This window comes from Rugamonas sp. (assembly GCF_025354735.1).
In the GTDB taxonomy this organism is placed as follows: domain Bacteria; phylum Pseudomonadota; class Gammaproteobacteria; order Burkholderiales; family Burkholderiaceae_D; genus Rugamonas.
On sequence record NZ_JANXMI010000048.1, the window covers coordinates 25406 to 51228 of the forward strand.

Annotated in this window: 18 protein-coding genes and 1 pseudogene; 15 read left to right on the forward strand and 4 right to left on the reverse strand. The window is 67.5% G+C overall.

Translation table 11 applies throughout. The features are described from left to right. Positions 1-2 precede the first annotated feature (2 nt). Positions 3-1091 (reverse strand): LacI family DNA-binding transcriptional regulator, encoded by a 1089-nt coding sequence (locus tag Q0S71_RS05110; RefSeq protein WP_295992243.1) that lies wholly within the window; start codon positions 1089-1091, stop codon positions 3-5. Positions 1092-1474: 383 nt separating this feature from the next. Here Q0S71_RS05110 and Q0S71_RS05115 point away from each other — a divergent pair, with 383 nt between their 5' ends. The 7 genes from Q0S71_RS05115 to Q0S71_RS05145 all read left to right on the forward strand — a co-directional run bounded on the left by Q0S71_RS05115 (position 1475) and on the right by Q0S71_RS05145 (position 8676). Next, on the forward strand, positions 1475-2725 hold the full coding sequence (locus Q0S71_RS05115; RefSeq protein ID WP_295992246.1) for an Hsp70 family protein: 1251 nt from the start codon (positions 1475-1477) through the stop codon (positions 2723-2725). Between the two features lie 11 nt (positions 2726-2736). Further along, positions 2737-3366 (forward strand): PolC-type DNA polymerase III, encoded by a 630-nt coding sequence (locus tag Q0S71_RS05120; protein ID WP_295992248.1) that lies wholly within the window; start codon positions 2737-2739, stop codon positions 3364-3366. A gap of 123 nt (positions 3367-3489) precedes the next feature. Further along, positions 3490-3903, forward strand: coding sequence for a hypothetical protein (locus Q0S71_RS05125; RefSeq protein WP_295992250.1), 414 nt, complete (start codon positions 3490-3492; stop codon positions 3901-3903). A 75-nt stretch (positions 3904-3978) separates the two neighbouring features. Next, positions 3979-5430: a hypothetical protein gene (locus Q0S71_RS05130; RefSeq protein ID WP_295992251.1), complete on the forward strand. Its 1452-nt coding sequence runs from the start codon at positions 3979-3981 to the stop codon at positions 5428-5430. A 9-nt stretch (positions 5431-5439) separates the two neighbouring features. Continuing rightward, the gene (locus tag Q0S71_RS05135; protein ID WP_295992253.1) at positions 5440-6348 is read left to right on the forward strand and encodes a zinc ABC transporter substrate-binding protein; all 909 of its coding nucleotides are present in this window, start codon (positions 5440-5442) and stop codon (positions 6346-6348) included. A 17-nt stretch (positions 6349-6365) separates the two neighbouring features. Further along, positions 6366-7130, forward strand: coding sequence for a metal ABC transporter permease (locus tag Q0S71_RS05140; RefSeq protein ID WP_295992256.1), 765 nt, complete (start codon positions 6366-6368; stop codon positions 7128-7130). Between the two features lie 175 nt (positions 7131-7305). Continuing rightward, positions 7306-8676 (forward strand): hypothetical protein, encoded by a 1371-nt coding sequence (locus Q0S71_RS05145; protein WP_295992259.1) that lies wholly within the window; start codon positions 7306-7308, stop codon positions 8674-8676. Positions 8677-8712: 36 nt separating this feature from the next. Here Q0S71_RS05145 and Q0S71_RS05150 read toward each other — a convergent pair whose 3' ends face one another. Beyond that, positions 8713-10464 carry a GGDEF domain-containing protein gene (locus Q0S71_RS05150; protein WP_295992355.1) on the reverse strand — a complete coding sequence of 584 codons (1752 nt, stop codon included), beginning with the start codon at positions 10462-10464 and terminating at the stop codon, positions 8713-8715. 390 nt (positions 10465-10854) lie between these two features. Between Q0S71_RS05150 and Q0S71_RS05155 the strand changes: the two genes are divergently transcribed. From Q0S71_RS05155 to Q0S71_RS05170, 4 genes are all read left to right on the forward strand, one after another. After that, entirely contained in the window at positions 10855-11454 is a 600-nt protein-coding gene (locus tag Q0S71_RS05155) for a methylamine utilization protein (protein WP_295992357.1), read from the forward strand. Between the two features lie 15 nt (positions 11455-11469). Further along, the gene (locus Q0S71_RS05160) at positions 11470-13884 is read left to right on the forward strand and encodes an EAL domain-containing protein (RefSeq protein WP_295992359.1); all 2415 of its coding nucleotides are present in this window, start codon (positions 11470-11472) and stop codon (positions 13882-13884) included. Between the two features lie 85 nt (positions 13885-13969). After that, on the forward strand, positions 13970-16486 hold the full coding sequence (locus Q0S71_RS05165) for a zinc-dependent metalloprotease (RefSeq protein WP_295992261.1): 2517 nt from the start codon (positions 13970-13972) through the stop codon (positions 16484-16486). A gap of 204 nt (positions 16487-16690) precedes the next feature. Beyond that, positions 16691-17575 carry an alpha/beta fold hydrolase gene (locus Q0S71_RS05170; RefSeq protein ID WP_295992263.1) on the forward strand — a complete coding sequence of 295 codons (885 nt, stop codon included), beginning with the start codon at positions 16691-16693 and terminating at the stop codon, positions 17573-17575. Positions 17576-17703: 128 nt separating this feature from the next. Here Q0S71_RS05170 and Q0S71_RS05175 read toward each other — a convergent pair whose 3' ends face one another. Both Q0S71_RS05175 and Q0S71_RS05180 read right to left on the reverse strand, forming a co-directional pair. Continuing rightward, on the reverse strand, positions 17704-18105 hold the full coding sequence (locus tag Q0S71_RS05175; protein ID WP_295992265.1) for a MarR family winged helix-turn-helix transcriptional regulator: 402 nt from the start codon (positions 18103-18105) through the stop codon (positions 17704-17706). Positions 18106-18159: 54 nt separating this feature from the next. After that, the gene (locus tag Q0S71_RS05180; RefSeq protein WP_295992269.1) at positions 18160-18735 is read right to left on the reverse strand and encodes an XRE family transcriptional regulator; all 576 of its coding nucleotides are present in this window, start codon (positions 18733-18735) and stop codon (positions 18160-18162) included. Between the two features lie 253 nt (positions 18736-18988). On the opposite strand from Q0S71_RS05180, the gene kbl reads away from it, so the two are divergent. From kbl to Q0S71_RS05200, 4 genes and pseudogenes are all read left to right on the forward strand, one after another. Further along, on the forward strand, positions 18989-20194 hold the full coding sequence (gene kbl, locus Q0S71_RS05185; protein ID WP_295992272.1) for a glycine C-acetyltransferase: 1206 nt from the start codon (positions 18989-18991) through the stop codon (positions 20192-20194). A 39-nt stretch (positions 20195-20233) separates the two neighbouring features. Beyond that, positions 20234-21196, forward strand: a pseudogene (locus Q0S71_RS05190) (NAD-dependent epimerase/dehydratase family protein). Positions 21197-21274: 78 nt separating this feature from the next. After that, positions 21275-22678 carry an L-serine ammonia-lyase gene (locus tag Q0S71_RS05195; RefSeq protein ID WP_295992274.1) on the forward strand — a complete coding sequence of 468 codons (1404 nt, stop codon included), beginning with the start codon at positions 21275-21277 and terminating at the stop codon, positions 22676-22678. Between the two features lie 197 nt (positions 22679-22875). Beyond that, positions 22876-25653 (forward strand): PAS domain-containing protein, encoded by a 2778-nt coding sequence (locus Q0S71_RS05200; protein ID WP_295992276.1) that lies wholly within the window; start codon positions 22876-22878, stop codon positions 25651-25653. The last annotated feature ends 170 nt before the right edge of the window (positions 25654-25823 follow it).

A 25823-nucleotide genomic window follows, 5' to 3' on the forward strand; every position in this document is an offset into this window, starting at 1 on the left:
CGTCAGGCCGCCAGCGTCTCGTCGTGGAGCGGCCGCAGGCGGGCGGTGGCGCCGGCGATCAGCTGGGCGCCGAACACGCGCCGTTCGGGCGCCGTGTCGCGTTGCTGGATCAGGGTTTCGAGCATGTCGGCGGCGGCCAGCGCCATCTGGGCGATGGGCTGGCGCAGCGTCGTCAGGTTGTAGCTGAGCCAGCCGGACGAGTCGACCGCGTCGAAGCCGGCCACCGACAGCTGGCCCGGCACCTGCAAGCCGAGCTCGTGGCGCGCGTAGTCGAGGCAGCCGATCGCCATCAGGTCGCTGCCGCAGATGATGGCGTCGGGCACCCGGCCCAGCTGGGCGATCAGCTCGCGCAGGCCGCGCGCGCCGCTGTCGTAGTCGAAGTGGCCGCGCACCACCAGCGGCGCCGGCAGGCCCAGCTCGGCGAGCCGTTCGCAGGCGCCGAGGCGGCGTTCGCGCGCGATCGTCGAGTCTTCCGGGCCGTCGATGAGGGCGAACTGGCGGTGGCCGGCGGCGGCCAGGCGCGTCACCAGCAAGCGGCTCGCCTCCTGCTGGTCGCACAGCACGGCGTGCACCGACTGGCCGCGCGCGGCGCGGTTGAACAGCACCAGCGGCACGTCGCGGCGGGCGAATTCGTCGAGCTGGCCGTCGCTCAGCGAGGCGGCCGCGATCACGCCGTCGACCTGGTATTGCCAGACGTCGGGCAGCAGCTCGCCGACGTCGGCTTCGCGCTCGAGCGTGAACAGCAGGGGGCGCTTGCCGTGGCGCGTGATTTGCGCGCTCAGCTCGGCCAGCGCTTCCGGATAGTAGAGGTTGACGCGGTTGGAAATGATGACACCGACCGTGTTCGAGCGCCGCGTGATGAGGCTGCGGGCGGCGGCGTTGGGGATGTAGTCGAGTCCGGCGGCCGCCTTCATCACGCGCGCATACGTCGACTTCGACACGCTGGCGCCCGGCTTGAAGCAGCGCGACACCGCCGACTGCGACACGCCGGCCACCAGCGCCACGTCGTACGAGGTGACGCGGCGGCCGTCGCGCGCGATGGCTGCCTTGTGATCGTGTGGCGGGGGGGCGAGGGCAGTGGTCTTGGTCATCGTCTCTGGTATTCCTTGGCGGCGGGATGGCGGCCGTGTCAGGGGGATGCTCGGGGCACCGGTTTATGAAGCTAGGATAGCTTAAAATCTTACCTAATAGCAATAGATTTGGCCATCATGTGTACACTAAGTTACATTTAATCGGACACCGCCGGCGCGCGGTTGCGGCCGCTCTATCCCCGGCGGGGGGTGGCGCTCCCACTTTGGTGTGGGGCGGCCGGCGCGGGCTATCATGCCACGTTGTCGGCGATAGATCGCCCCTTGCTTGTCGAGGTGTTGCCGGAGCATCGATTTTTTGCCGGCCTCATCTATTTCTACGGTCCGCTCCGTCGCGGGGTGGATTTCTGCTAAACTAACGCCCCTTTATTACGTGAAGGGTCGACATGGCCATTGCTTGCGGCGTCGATTTCGGCACGTCCAATTCCACCGTCGGCTGGGTGCGTCCCGGCCAGGCGCCGATGCTCGGTCTCGAAGACGGCAAGACCACCTTGCCGTCCGTCGTTTTCTACAACGCCGAAGACGAGGAAGTGACTTTTGGACGCGCCGCGCTGGCCGAATATCTGGCCGGCTACGAGGGACGCTTGATGCGCTCGCTCAAGAGTTTGCTGGGCACCAGCCTGATCGACGGCCAGACCGAGGTCGGCGGCCGCGCGCTGCCGTTCCGCATGCTGCTGGCCCAGTTCATCGGGGAACTCAAGAAGCGCGCCGAGCGTTCGGCCGGCCGCGAATTCACGGCCGCCGTGTTCGGCCGCCCCGTGTTCTTCATCGACGACAGCCGCGCCAACGACCAGCTGGCCGAGGACACGCTGGCCGAGGTGGCCCGTTCGGTGGGCTTCAAGGACATCGCCTTCCAGTTCGAGCCCATCGCCGCCGCCTTCGACTACGAGTCGCAGATCACGCGCGAGGAACTGGTGCTGATCGCTGACATCGGCGGCGGCACCTCCGACTTTTCGCTGGTGCGGCTGTCGCCGCAGCGCGCGCTCAAGGCCGAGCGCCGCGACGACATCCTGGCCAACGGCGGCGTCCACATCGGCGGCACCGACTTCGATAAATACCTGAGCCTGTCGTCCGTGATGCCGCTGCTCGGCTACGGCAGCCGCCTGCGCAACAACAGCGACGTGCCGTCGAGCTACTACTTCAACCTGGCCACCTGGCACACCATCAACCTGGCGTACACGAAGAAGATGTGGACCCAGTTGAGCGACCTGAGCCGCGAAGCCGCCGAGCCGGAAAAACTCAGCCGCCTGCAAAAGCTGATCGACCAGCGCGCCGGCCACTGGCTGGCGATGCAGGTCGAGCAGGGCAAGATCGCGCTGTCGGACGCGGCCACCGTGGCGCTCGAGCTCGACCGCCTGAGCCCGGCCATCACGGTCGAGCTGCAACGGCCCCAGTTCGACGCCGCCATCGGCCACCTGGTCGGCAGCATCGAGCAGACCGTGCACCAGCTGCTGGCCGACGCCGGCGTCACGCCGGAGCGGGTCGACACCGTCTTCTTCACCGGCGGCTCGAGCGGGGTGCGCCTGCTGCGCGAGCGCATCGCGGCGCTGGTGCCGTCCGCGCGCAAGGTCGAAGGCGACCTGTTCGGCAGCATCGGCGCCGGCCTGGCGCTCGACGCCGTGCGCAAGTTCGGTTGAGGGGGATGACCATGCACGCACTGGATCAAGCCATCGTCATGATCGACTTCGAGACCACCGGGCTGTCGCCGGACATGGGCGACCGCATCACGGAAGTGGCGGCGCTGCGCATCGTCGGCGGCCGCGTGGTCGAGCGCTATGTGTCGCTGATTAACTGCGGCGTCCGCATTCCCTCCTTCATCACCGGCCTGACCGGCATCACCCAGGCGATGGTCGACGGCGCGCCGCCGGTGGCGCAGGTGGTGCCGGCGCTGCTGGACTTCATCGGCAGCGACGCGCTGTCGGCCCACAACGCCAGCTTCGATGAAAAATTCCTCAAGGCCGAGGCGGCGCGGCTGGGCTTGACGCCCGCGCACCAGGGCTTGGTGTGCTCGCTGAAACTGTCGCGCCGCGTGTTTCCGCAGCTGAGCAGTTACAAGCTGGGGTTGTTGTCGGGCCAGCTCGGCATCCAATTCAAAAGCGCGGCCCACCGCGCCGAGTCCGACGCCGAAGTGGCGGCCGAGGTGCTGATCCACATCGCCCGCCACCTGCGCAGCACCTACGGCATCGCCGAGGTCGACACGGCCCTGCTGCTGGCGGTGAACAAGCTGGCGGCCGCCAAGGTGCACCAGTTCCTGCAAAAGCAGGCGCTGCCGCGCTGAGCCTGTGATGCAAACGTAACGATGTAAAAAAAGCAGTATCAGGGCGCGACTGGCATTACAATACCGGCATCACTCCGTCCTTCCGGGTAACTTGTGAAATTGCGCCGCGTCCTTGCTCATGCATTGCTGTCGCTTCTGCTGGTGGGCTCCCAGCAGATGGGCGTGTTCCATGCGCTGTCGCATGTGGCGCAGCGCCACGCCGCCGTCCAGCGGGCGCCGCTGGCGGTTGTGGGCGCCGGGCGCGGCGCAGACATGGGCGTCGATCTGCGCGCCCATCCCCGTTCTGGCCCGAGCGCCGACCTGAGTGCCGACCCGAGCACCGACCCTGGCCCCGATCCCGCGCGCTCGGCCGCCGTCGATATCGGCTGCGACCAGTGCCTGGCCTTCGCCCAGATAATCGCCGTGCTCGCCAGTTTCACCCCCGCCATCGCCATCGATGCCAGCGTCGCGCCTTTGTCCGTGCTGTACGTGCCGGCGTCGCATTGCGCGCGGGCGGCCTGCGCCTTCCGTTCGCGCGCGCCGCCGCGCCTGTCCTGATTCCTTATCGCCTTCACGAGCCGCCGCGTTGCGACGCCGGCGCGCGCGTGCCGTCTCCACCGAACAGGAATGCCCATGAAACCTAGCGTAATGGCGCTGGCCCTGGCCGCGTCTTTTGGCGCGTCCCTCGCCGCGCCGGCGGCCACGGCGGCCGACAACAAGGAACTGGCCGAAATCCGCGCGCAAATCCGCCAGATGCAAGCGTCCTACGAGGCGCGCTTGACGGCGCTGGAGCAGCGGCTGGCGGCCGCGCAGCAGGCCACGGCCGCCGCGCAGGCGCAGGTGACGGCGCTGGCGGCTCCCGCGCCGGCCATCGCCGTGGCGTCCGAGGCGGCGGCGCCCGAGGCCGCCGCCGCGCCGACACCGGCACCGGCATCGGCGGCCACGCCGGGCAACATCTTCAACCCGAATATCTCGCTGATCCTGGGCGGCACCTACCAGTATCTGTCGCAGGACCCGGCGGCCTGGCGCCTGCAAGGCTTCGCCCCCAGCAATAGCGACGAGGTCGGGCCGGGCAAGCGCGGCTTCAACCTGGGTGAGTCCGAGCTGACGCTGCAATCGAATATCGATCCGGACTTCGCCGGCCAGCTGACGTTTTCGCTCAACGGCGACAACAGCTTCAGCATCGAGGAGGCGTTCGTGCAGACGCGTGAACTGTCGAACGGCCTGAACCTGAAGTTCGGCCGCTTCCTGTCCTCGGTCGGCTACCTGAACAGCCAGCACGCCCACGCCTGGGACTTCGTCGATGCGCCGCTGGCCTACCAGGTTTTCCTCGGCGGCCAGTACAAGCCGGACGGCGTGCAAGCCAAATGGCTGGCGCCCATCGACCAGTTCCTCGAAGTGGGCGTGGAAGCGGGCAGCGGCAGCCAGTTCCCCGGCAACGACCGCGACAAGAACGGCCTGGGCGCGACCGACGTCTTCGCCCACCTCGGCGACGACCTCGGCGACGCGGCCAGCTACCGCGCCGGCCTGTCCTACCTGCGCACCGGCGCGCAGCAGCGCAGTTATGACGACCTGGGCGTGGCCACCGCCTTCAGCGGGCGCTCGGCCGTGTGGATCGTCGACGGCATCTACAAGTGGGCGCCGAACGGCAATCCGACCGGCACCAACCTGAAAGTGCAGGGCGAATATTTCCACCGCAAGGAGACGGGCCAGCTGGCGTTGCTCGGCCCCGACTCCGGCCCCGGCGAAAGCGGCGGCTACGCCAGCGCGCAATCGGGCTGGTATCTGCAATCGGTCTACCAGTTCATGCCAACCTGGCGCGCCGGCCTGCGCTACGACCATCTGTCGTCGGGCACGCCGCGCATCGGCCTGGTCGACAGCGGCGTGCTGACGCTGGCCAGCTTCCCCATCCTGCAAGCGTATGCGCCGTCGCGCGCCACGCTAATGGTCGATTACAGCCCGTCCGAGTTTTCCCGCCTGCGCCTGCAAGTGGCGCGCGACAAGTCGCGTCCCGGCGTCAGCGACAATCAGATTTTCCTTCAATACATCATGAGCCTGGGCACGCACGCGGCCCACGCTTTTTAAGGAGCATTTATGAAACCACCGACAGTCCGCCACCTGCTGGCCGCCGCGCTGGCCTGCGCCGCCTTCGGCGCCCACGCCACCGTCAACGTGCTGGCCTGCGAACCGGAATGGGAAGCGCTGACCAACGAACTGGGCGGCGACAAGGTCAAAGTGTCCAGCGCCACCAACGCGCTGCAAGACCCGCACCGCGTCGAGGCGCGCCCCAGCCTGATCGCGCGCACCCGCAACGCCAACCTGCTGGTGTGCACCGGCCTGGAATTGGAAGTGGGCTGGCTGCCGGTGCTGGTGCAGCAGTCGGGCAACGGCAAGATCGCGGCCGGCCAGCCCGGCTATTTCGAGGCGGGCGCCCTGGTGGCGCGGCTCGACGTGCCGGGCAAGGTCGACCGCAGCGACGGCGACGTCCACGCCGCCGGCAATCCGCACATCCAGCAAGACCCGCACAATATCGCGCTGGTCGGCGCCGGCCTGTCGAAGCGCCTGGCCGAGATCGACCCGGCCAACGCCGCCTATTACCAGGCCCGCCAGAGCGATTTCGCCGCGCGCTGGAACGCCGCCATGCAGAAGTGGGAAAAGGCGGCGGCGCCGCTGAAGGGCATGGCCATCGTCGAGCACCACAAGAATATGGAATACCTGATGCACTGGCTGGGCCTGCACCAGGTCGGCACGCTGGAGCCGAAGCCGGGCGTGGAGCCGAGCGCGGCCCACCTGTCCGAGCTGCTGGCCGACTTGCAGCGCGCGCCCGCCAAAATGGTGGTGCGCGCCGCCTATCAGGATGGCCGGGCCTCGGCCTGGCTGTCCGAACACGCCAAGATACCGGCGGTGGTGCTGCCGTTCACCGTCGGCGGCGACGACAAGGCCAAGGATCTGTTCGGCCTGTTCGACGACACCGTGCAGCGCCTGCTCGACGGTGCCAAATGACGGCCTCCATCGACTTAATGATCATCCTACCGGCGCTGCTGGCCGGCCTGCTGGTGCTGGTCACCCACGTGCCGCTGGGGGCCCAGGTGCTCAAGCGCGGCATCGTCTTCATCGACCTGGCCATCGCCCAGATCGCGGCGCTGGGCGTCATCATCGCCGGGGTCGGCGAGCTCGACCCGCAGGGCTGGGCCGTGCAGGGCGCGGCGGCGGCGGCCGCTCTGCTGGGCGCCGTGCTGCTGACCTGGACCGAAAAGCGCTGGCCCGAAGTGCAGGAGGCGCAGATCGGCGTCATGTTCATCCTTGCCGCGACCGGCGGCCTGCTGCTGGTGGCCCACAATCCGCACGGCGGCGAGCACCTGCAAGACTTGCTGGCCGGGCAAATCCTGTGGGTGCGCTACGAGCAGCTGCTGGCGCCGGCCGTCGGCACGGTCATCATCAGCGCCGTGCTGTACTTTTTCCAGCACCGCCTGAGCCGGCTCGGCTTTTACCTGATCTTCGCGCTGGCGGTGACGGCCTCGGTGCAGCTGGTCGGCGTCTACCTCGTGTTCACCAGCCTGATCGTGCCGGGGCTGGCGGTGCGCCACTACGGCGCGGGCCGGCGGTTGCCGCTGGCCTACCTGATCGGCGCGGTCGGCTACGCGGCCGGGTTGATACTGTCGACCTTGCTTGACCTGCCGTCCGGCGCTTTGATAGTCTGGTGTTTGACGGCCTTGGCCGTGCTGGTCTACGCGCTCGGCCCGAAGCCGGCGGCCTCGGTCCGCGTGCCGGGCGGACACGTCTGACAGGGCGGTTTTCTTTGTGCTGTGAAATATCATCATCGCCTTTATTTAACAATCTCTTTGAGTCTCCTCAAAGGCGCGCCGTCGTCGGGTTTTATAATTCAGGCAACTATTATCAGCTAGTCGAATAGCTGGTCAAACGCGTGGTGGCCCGACGACGGCCGCTGGAGGTTCCAGCATGAAACAATACAGTTCCGCCCGGGATAGCCAGGACAGCTACCACTGGTTCCGCGCATCGGCCGAGCAGGGCAACGCCTATGCCCAGTTCAACCTGGCGCTGATGTGCAAGCAGGGCCTGGGCGCGCCGCGCGACGACGCCACCGCCTGCGGCTGGCTCAGGCTGGCCGCCCTGCAAGGCCTGGCCTTCGCGCAAAACCATCTGGGGGCGATGTATCACAACGGCCGTGGCGTGGCCCGCGACGACGCCGAGGCCGTGTGCTGGTTCCGCCGCGCCGACTTGCAGGGCGACGCATCGGCCCAGCAAAACCTGGGGCTGATGTACCGCCAGGGCCGGGGCGTGGTGCGCAACCGGGAACTGGCGCTGGCCTGGTTTTGCCGCGCGGCCGAGCAGGGCGTGGCCAGCGCGCAGACGCTGCTGGGCGACGCTTACGCGCGCGGCCACGGCGCCAGGCGCAACTACCCGCTGGCGCTGGCCTGGCTGCGCAAGGCCGCGATGCAGGGCGACGCCACGGCGCAGCTTCAGCTGGGCCTGATGTACCGGCGCGGCCAGGGCGCGGCCCGCAACGACGCCCAAGCCCTGGCCTGGTTCCGGCAGGCGGCGGCGCAGGGCCACGCGGTGGCGCAGCGCCAGCTCGGCGTCGCCTACGCCCAGGGCCGTGGCGTGGCGGCCGACCAGCTGCGCGCCTATGCCTGGCTGTCGCGGGCCGCCGAGCAGGACGACAGCGACGCCCAGTTCAACCTCGGCGTGATGCTGGCCAACGGCCGTGGCGTGGCGCGCGACGAGGCGCGCGCCTTCTGGTGGTATCAGCGCGCGGCCGAGGCCGGCCACATGATGGCGCAATACAATCTGGGCGGCATGTACGCCCACGGCCGGGGCGTGCAGCGCGACGCCGGGCGCGCGCTGGCCTGGTACCGGCAGGCGGCGGAGCAGGGCGCGGCCAACGCCCAGTTCAACGTCGGCGTCATCTATGCCAACGGTCACGGCGTGACCCGGGACGAGGCCCGCGCCGCCGCCTGGTATCGCAGCGCCGCCGACCAGGGCGACGCCAGCGCGCAAAACAATCTGGGCGTGATGTATGCCAACGGCCAGGGCGTGCCGAAGGACGACGGCCAGGCGCTCGACTGGTATCGGCGCGCGGCCGAGCAGGGCCACACGCTGGCCCGCTTCAACCTGGGCGGCATGTACCACGGCGGACGCGGCGTGGCGCGCGATCCGGTGCTCGCTTACATGTGGATAGCGCTGGCGGCCGACGCCGGCGACGACGCGGCGCGCGGCAAGCGCAAGCTGGTCGCCGCCCAGCTCACGGCCGAGCAGCTGGCCGCCGCGCAGAGCCAGGCCCGGCGCTGGCGCGTCGCGCGCCGCGCCTGAGGCCGGGTCGGCCCGGGGAGGGCACGGCGCGGCCGCTCAGCCGAGCTGGCGGCGGTCCAGGAACAGGCTGTTGCCGTGGATTTTTTTAGCCTGTTTCTTCGCGTCGGTGGCCGCCATGGCGATCTGGTGGTGGGAATAATATTGCTGGGCCTCGACCTTGATGACGCCCAGCGATAAACTCATCAGCGCATAAAACACCTTCGCGCCCTGGCGGTCTTCGCTGACGTAGCCGCCGCCGGCGCGGTCCTCGGCGCTGTAAAAGTCGCGCGCGCCCAGCTCGAACTCGGCCAGGATGGCCTGGCAGCGCAATTCCCAGTCCTCGCTCTGGAACAGGATCATGAAATCGTCGCCGCCGATGTGGCCGATGAAATCGCGGTCGGCGTCGCAGTGGTTGCCCAGTATGCGGCCGGTCATCTCGATCACGTCGTCGCCGCGGCGGTAGCCGTAGACGTCGTTGAAGGGCTTGAAATGGTCGAGGTCGCAATAACAGACCCAGAACCGCGCGCCGCTCGCCAGCAGCCGCTCGATATGCTCGTTGATCGGCACATTGCCCGGCAGCTGGGTCAGCGGATTGGCGTAGCGCGCCGCCGTGATCTGCATCTGCGTGATTTCGCGCATCAGCTCGTGGCCCGTGCCCATGCCGAGGTAGCGGCCGTTTTCGGTGATGATGAAGCCGTTGTACAGGTGGTGGGCCTCGGCCTGCGCCATCATGAAACTGAGCTCCTGCAAACTGGTGTCGCGGTCGGCCATCAGCGGCTGGGCATCCATCAGCAGGCGGCACGATTTCTTGCCGTACAGTTCGCGCTGATAGGGCCGCGCGAAATGGTCGATCATCTCGAAGCGGTTGATGAGGCCCAGCGGCACCCCATCGTCGACGACGGGAATAATCAGCAGCTTGGGATCGGCCATGAACAATTCATAGACCTGGTTGTTGAGCATGCTCGTCGGCACCGTCGCCACCTGGTTCAGCAGCTTGGTGATGCTGGCGCCGCTCTTTTCGGCGCCGCGCTGCGGGTAGACCGCCACGCCGTTGCGCGCCAGCGCCTTGACCACTTCGGCCGGCGCCGTCTGGGCCGGCTGGGCGTTGGGCCGCCCCAGGTGGTAACCCTGGGCGTAGGCCACGCCGAGGTCGCGCAACACCAGCAGCTCGGCCTGGGTTTCGATGCCCTCGGCGATGACCAGCGTGTCGGACTTGTCGGCGATCTGCTGGATGGAGCGCACGAATTGCAGCTTGACCGGGTCGGTGTTGATGCCCTGGATGAAGTGCATGTCGATCTTGACGTATTCCGGCCGCAGTTCCGACCACAGGCGCAGGCTGGAAAAGCCTTCGCCGAGGTCGTCGATGGCGATCTGGAAGCCCATGTTGCGGTAATGCAGCACAGCCTCGCGCATGGCGTCGTAGTCGTAGGTCGGCTGGTTCTCGGTCAGCTCGATGATGATGCGGTCCGGGTTGATGCCGATCTGCGCCAGCGCCTCCAGCGTCTGGCCGTGGCGCGCTTCGCGCTGCAACAGGATTTCCGGGCTGACGTTGAGGAACAGCTTGCCTGGCAGCGCCAGCTCGGCGAAGCGTTCCAGCACCACGCGCCGGCACAGGTGTTCCACTTCCAGCATCAGGCCGTTGGCGCGCGCGGCCTTGAACAGATTCATGGGCGCGTGCAGCGGACTGTCGGCCGGGCCCCGTATCAAGCCCTCGTAGGCGATCACGGCGCCGCTTTGCATGTGGATGATGGGCTGGAACAGGGCGCTGAGCTGGCGGCGCACGATGATGTCGAGCAGATGGGCGCGCAGTTGCGCTTCTTCGGCGGCTTGTTCCGTCGGCGGCGCCAGATAAGTTACGTTGGCCACATTGGTCACATTCGGAGCGCGCGGCGGCGCGCTCGCGTCGGGCAGCGCGGCAGGGACGGAATTCACGGAGTATCGCCTAGTCTATGTATATCGTGTCATGTTAGCTGGAAATTATGACCGTGTGATGACGTAAAGCAACAAATAAAATCCGAAAACGCGGCGAGGGCAGCAATCAACTACGGCCTTTTTTTTGCCCAAGCGCTACAATAGAACGACGTTTTCCTTACCAGGCTATCGATGACCGCTCCCGCCGCATTCCGCCCCGTCTTGCCGACCATGATGGCGTCCGCCTTGGCGAACGCCTTGGCGTTCGCTGTGGCGGGTGCCTTGCTGATGGCAAGTGGCGGCGCCGGTGCCGCGGTGCTCGCCGTGCAGGTCCAGGACGCCGCCGGCAAGCCGCTGCCCGACGTCGTCGCCTATGCCGAGGCGGAGGCGGGCAACGCGCCCAGGGCGCTCAAGCCCGGCACCATCGAACAGCGCGGCCTGCAATTCCGGCCGCTGGTGACGGTGGTCCAGACCGGCAGCCTGATTTCCTTCCCCAACAACGACAAGGTGCGCCACCACGTCTACTCGTTTTCGGCGCCGCACAAATTCGACCAGAAGCTGTACTCCGGCGTGGCGGCCGCGCCGCAACTGTTCGACAAGGCCGGCCTCGTCGTCCTCGGCTGTAACATCCACGACAAGATGCTGGCCTACGTGAAGGTGGTCGACACGCCGTACTACGCCAAGACCGACAGCGCCGGCGCCGCCCGCATCGACTTGCCGGCCGCCGGCAAATACACGCTCAAGGCCTGGCACTACGCGGCCGTCGGCGGCGCCACCGCCGAGCAGGCGCTGACGGTCAAGGCCAGCGACGCCGTGGCCACGGCCGTCTTCAAACTGGCGCTCAAGCCGCCCTCGGCCGACGGCGACGCGCCGGCGTCCGACCTGTAAGGGGAACCGGCGTTGATCCGCTTCCGCAGCCTCGAAAGCCGCATCGTCACCCTGTTCCTGGTGCTGATCGTGGTGGTGCAGGTGCTGGGCCTGCTGGTCATCCAGCGCGGTATCGACAGCAACGCCCGCAGCTCCATCGCCGGCGAACTCAATAACGGCGCCAAGGTGTTCCGCCGCCTGCTCGACCAGAACGCCCAGAGCCTGCGCTTCGGCGCGCGCCTGCTGGCGCGCGACACCGCCTTCGTCGCCGCCATCGGCAACAACGACGACAGCGACCACGCCACCATCGAATCGGCGCTGGCCAACAGCGGCCGCCGCATCAAGGCCTCGCTGGCCATCCTGGTCGGCGCCGACCGCAAGATCAGCGTCTCGACCAATCCGGCCCAGTCGGCCGGGCTGGAAAAACTCGTCGTCAGCATGCTCGACAAGGCCGAACAGTCCGACGGCGCCAACGGCGTCGCCATCGTCGACCGCCGGCCGTACCAGATCGTCGTCATGCCGGTCAAGGCCCCGGTCACCATCGGCTGGGTCGTGATGACCTTCCCCATCGACCGGCCGCTGGCCAACGACATGCGCGAAGTGAGCGCCCTGCAAACGACCATCATCACCCACGACACGCGCGGCGACTGGCTGGCCGTCGGCTCGACCTTCGTCGGCCCCTCGATCGACAGCCTGGTGGCGCAACTGAAGGCGAAGGCGCCGGCGCAGCTGTACGGCGGCCCCTTCGACCTCAATATCGAAAGCGCCAAATACAGCGCCCGCCTGCTGCCGATCGGCGAGGACAACGGCCAGACCGCCAGCGTGGTGCTGGCGCGCTCGATCGACGAGGCGACCGCCGAATATGCGCGCCTGGAGCGCTGGCTGATGTTCCTGACGGCCGCCGGCATCGTCATCTCCGCCATCGCCAGCGTGCTGACGGCCAAGCGCATCGCCCAGCCGCTGACGGAATTGACCGTCACCGCCAAGCGCCTCGAACAGGGCGACTACAAGAGCCAGATCGACACCTCGCGCCAGGACGAAATCGGCGCCCTGGCCCACGCCTTCGACAGCATGCGCGAAGGGATCGCCAAGCGCGAACAGGAAATCCGCCGTCTCGCCTACTGGGACACGCTGACCAATCTGCCCAACCGCGCCCAGTTCCTGCTGCTGCTCAACGACGCCATCGTCGACGCCAAAAAACGCGACCACTCGGTGTTCGTGCTGATGATGGACCTGGACCGCTTCAAGCACGTCAACGACGTCATGGGTCACAGCTTCGGCGACGCGCTGCTGCGCCAGGTCGCGGGCCGCCTGCAACTGCTGCTGGTGAACCGGCGCCACTCGTCGGCGCAGGTGGCGCGCCTGGGCGGCGACGAATTCGCCATCCTGCTGCCCGGCTTCGACATCGAACAGGCGCAGGTCGTGGCGGCCGACGTGCTGCAGGCGCTGGAGACGCCGCTGTCGCTGGAAGACCAGATGGTCGACATCGGCGCCGGCCTCGGCGTGGCCGGCTATCCCGACCACGGCGCCAGCGGCGAAGCCTTATTGAGCATGGCCGAAGTGGCGATGTACGCGGCCAAGCAGCGCAATTACGGCGCCGTGGTGTACGACGCCAGCATCGACAAGTCCAGCGAAAAGAGCTTGTCGCTGCTGACCGAATTGCGCAACGCGATCGAGCGCAACGAATTCCGCCTCTACGTGCAGCCGAAGATGGTGCTCGAAAGCGGCAAGGTGGTCGGCGTGGAATCGCTGGTGCGCTGGATGCACCCGGAGCGCGGCAACGTCTTCCCCGACGAATTCATCCCCTTCGCCGAGCAGACCGGCTTTATCCGCGTGCTCACGCGCTGGGTGCTGGACCAGTCGGCGCAGCTGTGCCACGACATGGCGGCCCAGGGCATCCACCTGAAAGTGTCGGTCAACCTGTCGACCCGCGATTTGCTCGACCAGGATTTGCCGGTCAAATTCGCCGACATCCTGGCCCGCCACCAGCTGTCGCCGACCTCGTTCTGCCTCGAAATCACCGAGAGCGCCATCATGGACGATCCGGTGCGCGCCCAGCAGACGCTGGAACGCCTGCACGCCATGGGCGTCGATTTGTCGATCGACGATTTCGGCACCGGCTACTCCTCGCTGGCGTATCTGAAGCGGCTGCCGGTCGATGAGCTGAAGATCGACAAATCGTTCGTGCTCAATATGGAGAACGACGCCGGCGACACCAAGATCGTGCGCTCGACCATCGACCTGGGTCACAACATGGGCCTGCGCGTGGTGGCCGAGGGGATAGAGAGCGAAGCGGTGTGGCGCCTGCTGGCGGCGCTGGGCTGCGACCAGGGCCAGGGCTACTTCATGAGCCGTCCGATCCCGGCCGACCAGCTGACCAAGTGGCTGGGCACCTGGCGCGCGCCGATCGCGCTGGCGCCGGCCGCCATCGACGCGCTGGTCGCCAAATAAAACCGCCCCCGTCGTCACGTTAACGTTTCAGTTTCGTTCAGAAGGGCGCTATCATCGTCGGCGCCGCCCACCACTTCGAGCCCGAATGAAACCGACACTGAAACCGACACTGAAACTGCAGTTGAAACTGAGGCTGAAACTGAAACCGGCCCAGGCCCTGCTTGCCTTCCTTCTTTGCGGCGCGGTGCCGGCCCATGCCGATGCGCCGGCGGCCGGGCCGGCGCCGGGCGCCTACGCCACGCTGACCCGGGGCCTGCAATCGCAGCCCGGCTTCATCGACATCTGGCGCGATGCCGACAAGGGCAGGGTGCTGCTGTCGCTGACGGCCGCGCAGCTCGACCAGCCCTTGCTGCTGACGACATCGCTGCCCTATGCGCTCGGCTCCAACGACGTCGGCCTCGATCGGGCCCAGGCCGGCGAGCTGCGCGTGGTGCGCTTTGAAAAGCACGGCGCCCAGATCTTCCTGGTGCAGGACAACACGCGCTACATCGCCGCCTCCGCCGACGCCGACGAACGCGCCGCCGTGCGCGAATCGTTCGCCAGCGCGGTGCTGTGGTCCGGGGCGATCCTGAACAGCGACGGCGGCCGCCAGCTGGTCGACTTTTCCAGCTTCCTGCTGTCGGACTGGCACGGCATCGCGGCCCGCCTCGACGACGCCAAACAAGGCGCCTACAAGGTCGACCCCGCGCGCAGCGCCGTGCTGGCCGCGCAGGCCAAGGCCTTTCCCGACAACGTGGAACTGGAAGCGCTGCTGACGTTCCAGGGGCCGGGCAAGGCCGATTACGTGCGCGACGTCGCCGCCGATCCGGCCAGCCTGTCGATGCGCCAGCATGTGAGCCTGGTGCGCCTGCCCGACGCCGGCTACCAGCGGCGCGCCTACCATCCCTATTCGGGCGGCTTCGACGCCGGCTACTTCGACTTCGCCGCACCGCTGTCGGGCGGCCTCGATACGCGCTGGCAGATCCGCCACCGGCTCGAAAAAACCGACCCCACGGCCGCCGTCAGCGCGGTCAAGAAGCCCATCGTCTACTACCTCGACCGCGGCGCGCCCGAGCCGGTGCGCAGCGCGCTGCTCGAAGGCGCGCGCTGGTGGAGCAGCGCCTTTGAAAAGGCCGGCTTCAAGGACGCCTTCCGCGTCGAGCTGCTGCCCGAAGGCGCCGACGCCATGGATATCCGCTACAACATGATCCACTGGGCCCACCGCGCCACGCGTGGCTGGTCCTACGGCGCCGCGCTGGTCGACCCGCGCAGCGGTGAAATCATACGCGGCGAAGTCACGCTCGGCTCGCAGCGCGTGCGCCAGGACATCCTGATCGCCGAAAGCCTGCTGGCGCCGTTCGGCAAGGGCGCCGACGGCGCCAAGGCGCAGGCGGCGCAGCAGATGGCGATGGCGCGCCTGCGCCAGCTGGCCGCCCACGAAGTCGGCCACACGCTCGGCTTCGCGCACAACTTCGCCGCCAGCCGCATGGGCAACGGCTCGGTGATGGATTATCCGCACCCGGTGCTCAAGCTCGACGACCACGGCGAGGTCGACGTGGCCGATGCCTACGGCGTCGGCGTCGGCCCGTGGGACGACTACATCGTCAACTACGTCTACGGCCAGTTCGGCGCCGGCGCGCAGGAAACGGCGGCGCTGGAACAACTGCGGCGCGAGGCCGGCGCCGCGCATCTGAGCTACGTCAGCGACAACGACGCCCGCGCCCCCGGCGCCAGCCATCCCGACGGCCTGCTGTGGGACTACGGCCCGGACTCGATCCAGACCTGGGACCAGCTGACCGCCGTGCGCCGGCGCGCGCTGCAAACCTTTTCGACGGCGGTGCTGCCGGACGCGCGCCAGATCGGCGAACTGGAAGCGCGTCTGGTGCCGGTCTACCTGTTGCAGCGCTATCAGGCCGAGGCGCTGGCGCGCCTGGTCGGCGGCGGCGAATTCGATTACAGCACCAGCGGCGACGTCAAGAACGGCGTCGCCGCCGGCGGCGTGCGGCCCATCGCGCCGGCCGTCCAGCGCGCCGCGCTGACCCGGCTGGCCGACAGCCTGCGGGCCGAATACCTGGCGCTGCCGGACCATGTGCTCGACGTGCTGACGCCGCCGGCGCAGGGCTTTGAGCGCAACCGCGAATACTTCGGCACGCGCATGAACAATGTGTTCGACGCCTACGCGGCGGTGGAGGCGGGCGCCGCGCAGACGGCCGGCTTCCTGCTGGACGCCGGCCGCGTCAACCGCCTCGCGTGGCAGCACGCGCGCGACCCGCGGCAGCCCGGCGTGCAGGAAGTGCTGGCGACGCTGTATGAGCGCAGCTGGAAGCGCGCGCCGGTGCCGGCCGTGATCCCGGCGGGCGAATCGGTGCAACTGGCGGCCGACTGGGTGCTGCTGGACGCCACGCTGAACCTGCTCGACGGCGGCAAGCTGCATGCCAACGTGGACGCCGAGGTGCGCCGGCAGACGCGCGACTTCGGGCAGTGGCTGACGAAAAATCCCGGCACCGGCGCCACCGCCGCCAGCCGCCGCGAAGCCGCCGATTTAATCGCCCGTTACCTGGCCGACCCGCGCAGCGTCAAACTGCCCGCGATGCCGGCGATCCCGCCCGGCGCGCCGATCTGAACATCGCGGTCCGGCTAAAGTCGATCAAGCAGGCAAGGTCGATCAGTAGATAAGTAGGCGCGCCGCCGCCGGCGCGCCACTTCCCGTCCACGCGCATCGAATTTTTCCAAAATCTCCTTGAACTCGCACAAATGCGGGTATATACTCGTTTCACTAAGCGGGTATCTGCCCGCATATTCCCCAGCCCACCCGACAGGATCCATCATGAGCCACGCAAACACCTTCCAGGAACACCATATCGCCCGCGAACAGGGCAGCATCTACGTGCGCGACTATCCCGGCACCGGCCCGGCCTTCGTGCTGATGCACGGCTTCCCCGACAATCTCCACATTTACGACTACCTCGTGCCGCACCTGACCGCCACCGGCCGCCGCGTGGTGGCCTTCGATTTCCTCGGCTTCGGCAAGTCCGACAAGCTGCCCGGCGCCGCCTACAGCTTCGCGCAGCAGGTCGGCGACCTGCACGCGGTGGTGCAGACACTGGAACTGGGCCGCATCGTCCCGGTGGGCCACGATTCGTCCGGCGCCGCCGCCGTCAACTACGCCATCGACTACCCGCAGCACGTCGCATCGGTGGTGTTGCTGAACTCCGTCTACGACGCCGCGCCGACCATACGCTATCCGGAACTCATCGAATTGTTCGCCACGCCCAGCCTGAAAGCGCTGACGCAAGCGATGCTGCGCAGCCCCGAGCAATTCGGCTTCGTGCTCAATTTCCAGCGCGCGCAATTCCAGGCCGAGTTACAGGCCGAGCACAAGGCGCTGTACGCCGAATTCCTGGGCCCGCTCATCGACAACAACTTCCGCCAGCAACCCAGTTCCGCGCCGGCCTTTGCGCAAATGACGGCGCAGCTGTTCGCCGAAGCGGACCGCAACAGCGCCCGCCTGCACAAAATGGCGCAGCTGACCGTGCCGGTGCAGCTGATCTGGGGCGAGACCGATCCGTATCTGAATGTGGGCGTGGCGCGTCATTTGAAGTCGCATCTGAAGCACGGTGAGTTGCATGAACTGGCCGCCGGCCACTGGGTGCAGATCGACGTCGCCGAACAAGTCGCGCAGCTGATGTTGAGCGCTAAAGTCGAACGATAAAAGAGAATAGTAAGAGGGCGCGATTAAAGCGCCGCCGCCTCCGGGCGAGGCGGCTTTTTCACGCGCCACGGTCGGACGGCGCCTGAGTGACGATGCGCCGGCCCGCCGCGCGGCACCGCCAACAACGATTACTCCAGCGTTTGCAGCAAGTCCCGCAAGCCGTGCGCGGCATCCTTGCCGATGCGCGCCTCGAACGCGCGCTGCGCCTTGTCCCACAGCGGCGTCGCCGCCTTCAGCATGGCGCGTCCTGCGGCGCTCAGCGCCACCGTGGTCTCGCGCGCATCGGCGCCCGTGCCCAGCGTGAGCAGGCTGTTTTTTTCCAGCACCCGCACATTGCGGCCGACGGTGGAACGGTCCAGGCGCATTTTCGCGCCCAGCTCCGTCAGCGCCATCGGCTCCGGCCCGGCCAGCATTTTCAGCAGCGTGTACTGGGCCGAGCCGATGCCCATCGGGGCGAGGGCGTCGTCGTAGGCCGCCGTGACGACGCGGGCGGCGGTGCGCAGAGCGGTGTTATAGCAAGGGAAGGTCATAAATGCGAGTATATACCCGATTTATTTTCCCTGCAAATCCTGGCGCTGTCCCTCCTAGCGGTGTATCACCACCAGCAGCGCCTTGGCCTCGCTCTTGCCGACGTTGCGGATCGCGTGCGGCTGGTCGGCCGGATAGCGCGCGGTGGCGCCCAGCTTGACCTTCTTTTTTTGCGCGCCCACTTCGACTTCGACCGCGCCGTGCAGCAGCGTCAGATGCTCGGTGGCGCCGGGGTCGTGCGGCTGCGACACCAGCTCGCCGCCCGCCGCCAGCGTCAATTCATACCACTCGTATTTGCCGGCCAGTTCCATCGGCCCCAGGATGCGCAGCACGTAGCCGGCGTGATTGCCGGGCAGCGTGGGCGTCTCGTGCGCGTCGAGCACGCGGATGGTTTCGATATCCTTTTCCACGCTCGACAGCAATTCGCCGATCTGCACGCCGAGCGCGTTGGCCAGGCGCCAGGTGATGGCGATGGTGGGATTGGCTTTTTCGCGCTCGATCTGCGACAGCATCGACTTCGACACGCCGGCGATCCGCGATAAATCCTCCAGCGTCAGCCCGCGCGCCAGGCGCAGGCGTTGCAGGGCGGCGCCGACTTCGGGCGGGGCGTTCGTCGAAACAGGTGTTTTCATTGTTTTATTCGGCGCATGCGCTAACTTATAGGGGAACCGTCGGCAAAATCGGGCCAGAACCGCATTGCGCGCCTTGCGCAGTTCGGCGGCCTTCGGTAAAATTCGATATATTGAATTTTAGTTCGACATAACGGATTTTTAAGATACCAGGGGAATCGTTGCGGATGCCGCATCGCCACTCTCTGCGGAACACGGTACAACATCGTGCGCCTATCGGTCAAGCGGCCAGCGCCACCCTTCATAGAGGAACACCATGAGCGAGCAAACCAAGAACGCCTTTTTCAGCGGCCTGCAACAGAACCTCGACCAGCTGCGCGAGCAGGGCTTGTACAAACCGGAACGGGTGCTGGCGTCGCGCCAGGGCGCCGAAGTGGTGGGCAACGACGGCCGCACACTCATTAATATGTGCGCCAACAATTACCTCGGCCTGTCCGGCGAGCAGTGGGTGGCCCAGGCTTCCATCGAGGCGACCGAAAAATACGGCTACGGCCTGTCGTCGGTGCGCTTCATCTGCGGCACCCAGACCGTGCACAAGGAACTGGAACAGGCCATCTCCACCTTCCTCGGCACCGAAGACACGATCTTGTACGCGGCCGCCTTCGACGCCAACGGCGGCTTGTTCGAGCCGCTGTTCGACGAGAACGACGCCATCATCTCCGACGCGCTCAATCACGCCTCCATCATCGACGGCATCCGCCTGTGCAAGGCCGCGCGCTACCGCTACGCCCACAACGACATGGCCGACCTGGAAGCGCAGTTGCAGGCCGCCGCCGGCAAGCGCCATAAGGTCATCGTCACCGACGGCGTGTTCTCGATGGACGGCACCATCGCCCAACTCGACAAGATCTGCGACCTGGCCGACAAGTACGGCGCGCTGGTGATGATAGACGAATGCCACGCCTCCGGCTTCATGGGCGCCACCGGCCGCGGCACCCACGAGCACCACAACGTCATGGGCCGCATCGACATCATCACCGGCACGCTGGGCAAGGCGCTGGGCGGCGCGATGGGCGGCTTCACGTCGGCGCGCAAGGAAGTGATCGACATGCTGCGCCAGAAATCGCGTCCCTATTTGTTCTCGAACACGCTGGCGCCATCGATCGCCGGCGCCTCGCTGGCGGTGCTGAAAAAGCTGTCGACGTCGACCGAGCTGCGCGACCGCCTGCATGAAAACACGGCCTACTTCCGCGCCGAGATCGAGCGCATCGGCTTCACCATCAAGCCGGGCACGCACCCGGTGGTGCCGGTGATGCTGTTCGAGGCGCCGGTGGCGCAGAAATTCGCGGCGCGCATGTATGAGCTGGGCGTGCTGCTCAGCGGCTTCTTCTACCCGGTGGTCCCGATGGGCCAGGCGCGCGTGCGGGTCCAGCTGTCGGCGGCGCATACGCGGGCCCAGCTCGAGACGGTGCTCAAGGCCTTCGAACAGGCCGGCCATGAACTCGGCCTGCTCAGCAAATAAATCAGTCAAAAAAACAGTCGAAAAATAGAAAGAACGCATATGGAACGCATCCTCGTCATCGGCGCCAACGGCCAAATCGGCAGCGAACTGGTGGAAGCGCTGGCCGCGCAGCACGGCGCGCACAACGTCCTCGCCAGCGACATCAGCACCACCAACCTGTATAACGCCGCCCGTTACACTACGCTCAACGTGCTCGATAAGGACGCGCTGTGCAAAATCGTCACCGACGAAGGCATCACGCAGATTTACCAGCTGGCGGCGATGCTGTCGGCCACCGGCGAAGCGGCGCCGCTGAAGGCGTGGACGCTGAACATGGACGGCCTGCTCAACGTGCTCGAAGTGGCGCGCGAGCGCGGCGCCATCGGCAAGCCGCTGCGCATCTTCTGGCCCTCGTCGATCGCCGCCTTCGGCCCGAACACGCCGGCCGTGAACACGCCGCAGATGACGGTGATGGATCCGACCACCATCTACGGCATCAGCAAGCTGGCCGGCGAGCGCCTGAGCGAATACTAGTTCATCAAGTACGGCGTGGACGTGCGCAGCATCCGTTATCCGGGCATTATCAGCTTCAAGTCGCCACCGGGCGGCGGCACCACCGACTATGCGATCGCCATCTTCCACGCGGCGCTGCGCGGCGAGCGCTATGAATGCTTCCTCGGCCCGCAAACGACGCTGCCGATGATCTACATGCCCGACGCGATCCGCGCCACCATCGAGTTGATGGACGCGCCCAAGGAGCAGGTCAAGATCCGCTCCGCCTACAACTTGGCCGGCGTGTCGTTCAACCCGGAGCAGCTGGCCGCCGCCATCGCGGGCGCGCTGCCCGACTTCAAGATCGGCTACAAGCCGGACAGCCGCCAGGCCATCGCCGACACCTGGCCGCAAAGCCTCGACGACGCGCAGGCGACGGCCGATTGGGGCTGGCGCGCCAGCATCGGCGTCGAGCAGATGGTGGCCGACATGCTGGCCAACGTCGACGTCAGCATCAGCAAGGCCGCTTGATCGGTCGCGGTCGCGCTTGCGGTCGCGGCGGCGCTGACAATATAAACAATATAAATAATATAAATAAAGAGACATCCCATGGACATGAGCGTATTTGATCTGTTTAAAATCGGCATAGGGCCGTCCAGTTCCCACACCGTGGGACCGATGTTGGCGGCGCGCCGTTTCCTGATTGAGTGTGGTCCACTGGATGACGTCATCGGGGTGCAGGCCGCCCTGTATGGCTCGCTGGCGCTGACCGGCATCGGCCACGCCACCGACAAGGCGGTGATCCTCGGCCTGATGGGCGAGACGCCGCAGGGCGTGGTGCCGACGGCCGTCGACCAGATGCTGGCCGACGCCGAAGCGGCCGGCGAACTCAATCTGCTGGGCGTGCGCAAGGTGCCGTTCAAGGTCGCCAGCGGCCTGGTATTCCACAAGAGCGAATCGCTGCCCGAGCATCCGAACGGCATGCGCTTCACGCTCACGCGCGCCGGCGGCGCCACCGTCGACAAGGTGTTTTACTCGGTCGGCGGCGGCTTTATCCGCGCCGAAGGGGAAGGGCAGGCCGCCGCCGCGGCCCAGGTTGAGGCGACGCCGTCGGCCATCCCCTATCCCTTCGATACGATGGACCAGCTGCTCGAACACGGCGTGCGCAGCGGCCTGACGATACCGCAAATGCTGCGCGCGAACGAGTGCGTCAAGATCAGCGGCGAGCAGCTCGACGCGGGCCTCGACAATATCTGGCGGGTGATGAGCGACTGCATCGCCAAGGGCCTGGACACGCCGGGCCAGCTGCCCGGCGGCCTGAAAGTGAAGCGCCGCGCCGCCGACCTGTGGCGCATGGCCTGCGACGCCAAGGCGTCCGACAACCGCGCCAACGACCTGCCGCACGACGCGCTGCATCAAGTGAGCCTGTACGCGATGGCGGTCAACGAGGAAAACGCCGCCGGCGGCCGCGTCGTCACGGCGCCCACCAACGGCGCGGCGGGCATCATCCCGGCCGTGCTGCGCTACTACGCGCAGGATTGCCGGCCCAGCGATCCGGTCACCGGCGTGCGCGATTTCATGCTGACGGCGGCCGCCATCGGCATGCTGTGCAAGCGTAACGCGTCGATCTCCGGCGCCGAAATCGGCTGCCAGGGCGAAGTCGGCGTGGCTTGCGCGATGGCGGCGGCGGGCCTGGTGGCGGCGCTCGGCGGCAGCAACGCGCAGATCGAGAACGCGGCCGAAATCGGCATCGAGCATCATCTGGGCATGACGTGCGATCCGATCGGCGGCCTGGTGCAAATTCCCTGCATCGAGCGTAACGGCATGGGCGCGGTCAAGGCCATCACCGCCGCCTCGCTGGCCCTGAGGGGCGACGGCACCCACTTCGTCAGCCTCGACGAAGTGATCGAAACGATGCGCCAGACCGGCGCCGACATGCAGGACAAATACAAGGAAACCTCGCTGGGCGGACTGGCGATCCACGTCATCACCGTCAACCATGCGGCCTGCTAGGTCGCCCGACTTTATTCCGCCTTGCGCCGCCGCCGCCCGCCGATGTTGAAAATACAACGCCCGCGTCGCGGCGGCGCAGCGCAAGCCCGCCTATTCCGGTAAAATCGCCCGGTGCCCGCGTGAGTCCGGCCCGGCCTCGGCTGCCGCTCATACGGGCACGGCGCACGGCGCGCACGCGATCTGCGAAAGGGCAGTGCATGGAATCGGCTCGTGATACAGCTTCCCCCATCCTCGACGGCGCCGGCCGCGAACGGGACTTGTCACGCCAGCTGGCCGCCGAACAAGGCGCCAACGCCACGCTGCGGCGCGAAGTCGAGCGCTTGCAGGCGCTGCACGAACAGCACGCCGACGAAAGCGTGCGCTTCGCGCTGGTCAGCCAGGCCACCAGCGAAGGCCTGTGGGACATGAGCATCGACTGCGCCGATCCGCTCGACCCGGACAATCGCTTCTGGTGCTCCGAACAGTTCCGCCACCTGCTCCAATACGGCGACGACCAGGACTGCCCGCACACGCTGGGCGACTGGGCCGCGCTGCTGCATCCCGACCACCACGCCGCCACGCTGGCCGCCTTCGCCGCCCACCTGGCCGACCGCAGCGGCGCCACCCCGTACGACGTCAGTTACCAGATGCGCGTGCACGGCGGCGACTATCGCTGGTTCCGCTCGCGCGGCGCGACCTTCCGCGACGCCGCCGGCCGGCCGCTGCGCATGGCCGGCGCCGTCACCGACATCACCGCCCTGCGCATCACCGAACTGGAAAAGGAGCGCGTGCTGACGCGCTTCGACTTGAGCCGCGAGCTACTCAGCGACGGCATCTGGGACATGGAAGTGATCGCCGGCGATCCGGTCAACCCGCGCAACCCGTTCTGGTGGTCGCGCCAGTTCCGCAGCCTGCTCGGCTACGCCGGCGTCGATGAATTCCCCGACGTCCTCGATAGCTGGGCCTCGCGCCTGCACCCCGACGAGCAGGCCGACGTGCTGGCCGCCTTCCGCGCCCACCTGGTCGACCAGAGCGGGCGCACGCCCTACGACATCGAATACCGGCTGCGCTGCGCCGACGGCGCCTACCGCTGGTTCCGCGCGCGCGGCCAGACCCGCCGCGACGGCGCCGGCGTGCCGCTGCGCGTGGTCGGCGTGTTGAGCGACATCACCTCGCGCAAGCGCGAGGAAAGCTACCAGCGCGCCCAGGCCGCGCACGCGGCGGCGGCGCGCATCTCGCACCAGCTGGTCGAAAACACGTCCGAGGGCGTGCTGCTGCTGACGGGCGGCCTGCGCATCGTCTCGGCCAACAAGGCGGTGGCGCGGCTGACCGGGCGCGAGGCCGACCGGCTCACCGGCCTGCCGCTGTCCGAACTGCTGCGCCGCGATGAAACGCTGGCCTACCGACTGGGCCAGGTGCTGACGGCGCTGCGCGGCGCCGGCCACTGGGCCGGCGAGCTGGAAATCTGCGGCGGCGACGGCAAATTCTTCCCGGCCCAGTTCACGCTCGACACCATGGACACCGACGCCGACGGCCATTATTCCTGCGTCTTCTTCGACGCCTCCGAACGCAAGCTGGCCGAGGAGCAGCGCGCCGCGCGCCAGCGCGCCGAAGACGCCACGGCCGCCAAGTCGCGCTTCCTGGCCAATATGAGCCACGAGTTGCGCACGCCGCTCAACGCCATCCTCGGCTTTTCGGAACTGCTGTGCCGCGATCCCGAGCTGTCGACGGCCAACCGCGAGACGCTGGAAATCATCCACCGCAGCGGCGACCATCTGCTGGTGCTGATCAACGACGTCCTCGACATCGCCAAGATCGAGGCCGACCAGCTGGTGCTCAAGCCGGCGCCGTTCGACCTGCCGCGCATGGTGGCCGACGTGCGCGACATGCTGCTGCCGCGCGCGCGCGAACAGGGCGTGTCGCTGCACATGGAGCAGGCGCCGGACTTCCCGCGCTATATCCAGGGCGACTCGGCCAAGCTGCGCCAGGTGATGCTCAACCTGATTTCGAACGCCGTCAAGGCCAGCGCCGACGGCGCCGTCGTGGCGCTGCGCCTGAGCACCGCGCAGGGCCGCAGCGAGCAGCTGCTGATCGAAGTCGAGGACCACGGCGTCGGCATCGCCGAGCAGGACCAGCTCAGCATCTTCGAGCCCTTCGTGCAGGTCGGCGACGACACGCGCCACCAGGGCACGGGGCTGGGGCTGGCCATTTCGCGCCGCATCGTCGAGCTGATGGGCGGCACGCTGACCTTCAGCAGCGCGCTGGGGCAGGGCAGCAATTTCCGCGTCAGCCTGCCGGTGCGGCTGGTGCGCACCGAGCAAACGGCGGCGCCGCCGGGAGCGGCCGGCATTCCGCTCGGCCTGGAGATGGGGCAGCGGCGCTTCCGCGTGATGGTGGTCGAGGACCAGGCCGAGAACCGGCTGCTGCTGGTGCGGCTGCTGGCCGGCCTGGGTTTCGACATCCGCGAGGCGGCCGACGGCGCGGCGGCGGTCGAGCTGTATACGCGCTGGCGGCCCGACTTCATCTGGATGGACCGGCGCATGCCGCTGATGGACGGCGTCGAAGCGACGCAGCGCATCCGCGCGCTGCCGGGCGGGCGCGCGGTGCGCATCGTGGCGATCACGGCGTCGTCGTTCAAGGAGCAGGACACGGAACTGACCACGGCCGATTTCGACGCCATCGTCCACAAGCCGTGGCGCATCGACGATATCTGCAACTGCATGGAGTCTTTATTGGGCCTGCACTTCCGGCGCGGCACGGCGCCACAGGCGCCGGCCGCCGCCGCGCCGCAGGGCGAAGCGCTGGCCGCGCTCGACGCGCTGGCGCCCGAGCTGCGCGAACAGCTGGCCGCCGCGCTGCTGACATTGAACGGCACCGAGATCTTGAAGGCCGTCGACCACATCGCGCTGAGCGACGCCGCGCTGGCCGCATCGCTGCGGGCCAGCGTCCAGATCTACGATTACCAGCCGATACTGCGCGCGCTGCGGCTGCGCTGATGGTGGCGGAGCGCGACCATCGGCGGTGGCGCTTTAGCGACCGTGGCCCGCCCCCATTCCAACGCCGTCCGGCGCGCCGCCAGGCCGAAAACAACGCCGGGTTCACGGCGGCGCGTCAGCCGCATATAATAGTCATCCGACCGCACCGTTCTGCGTTTTAGTTATCAGCC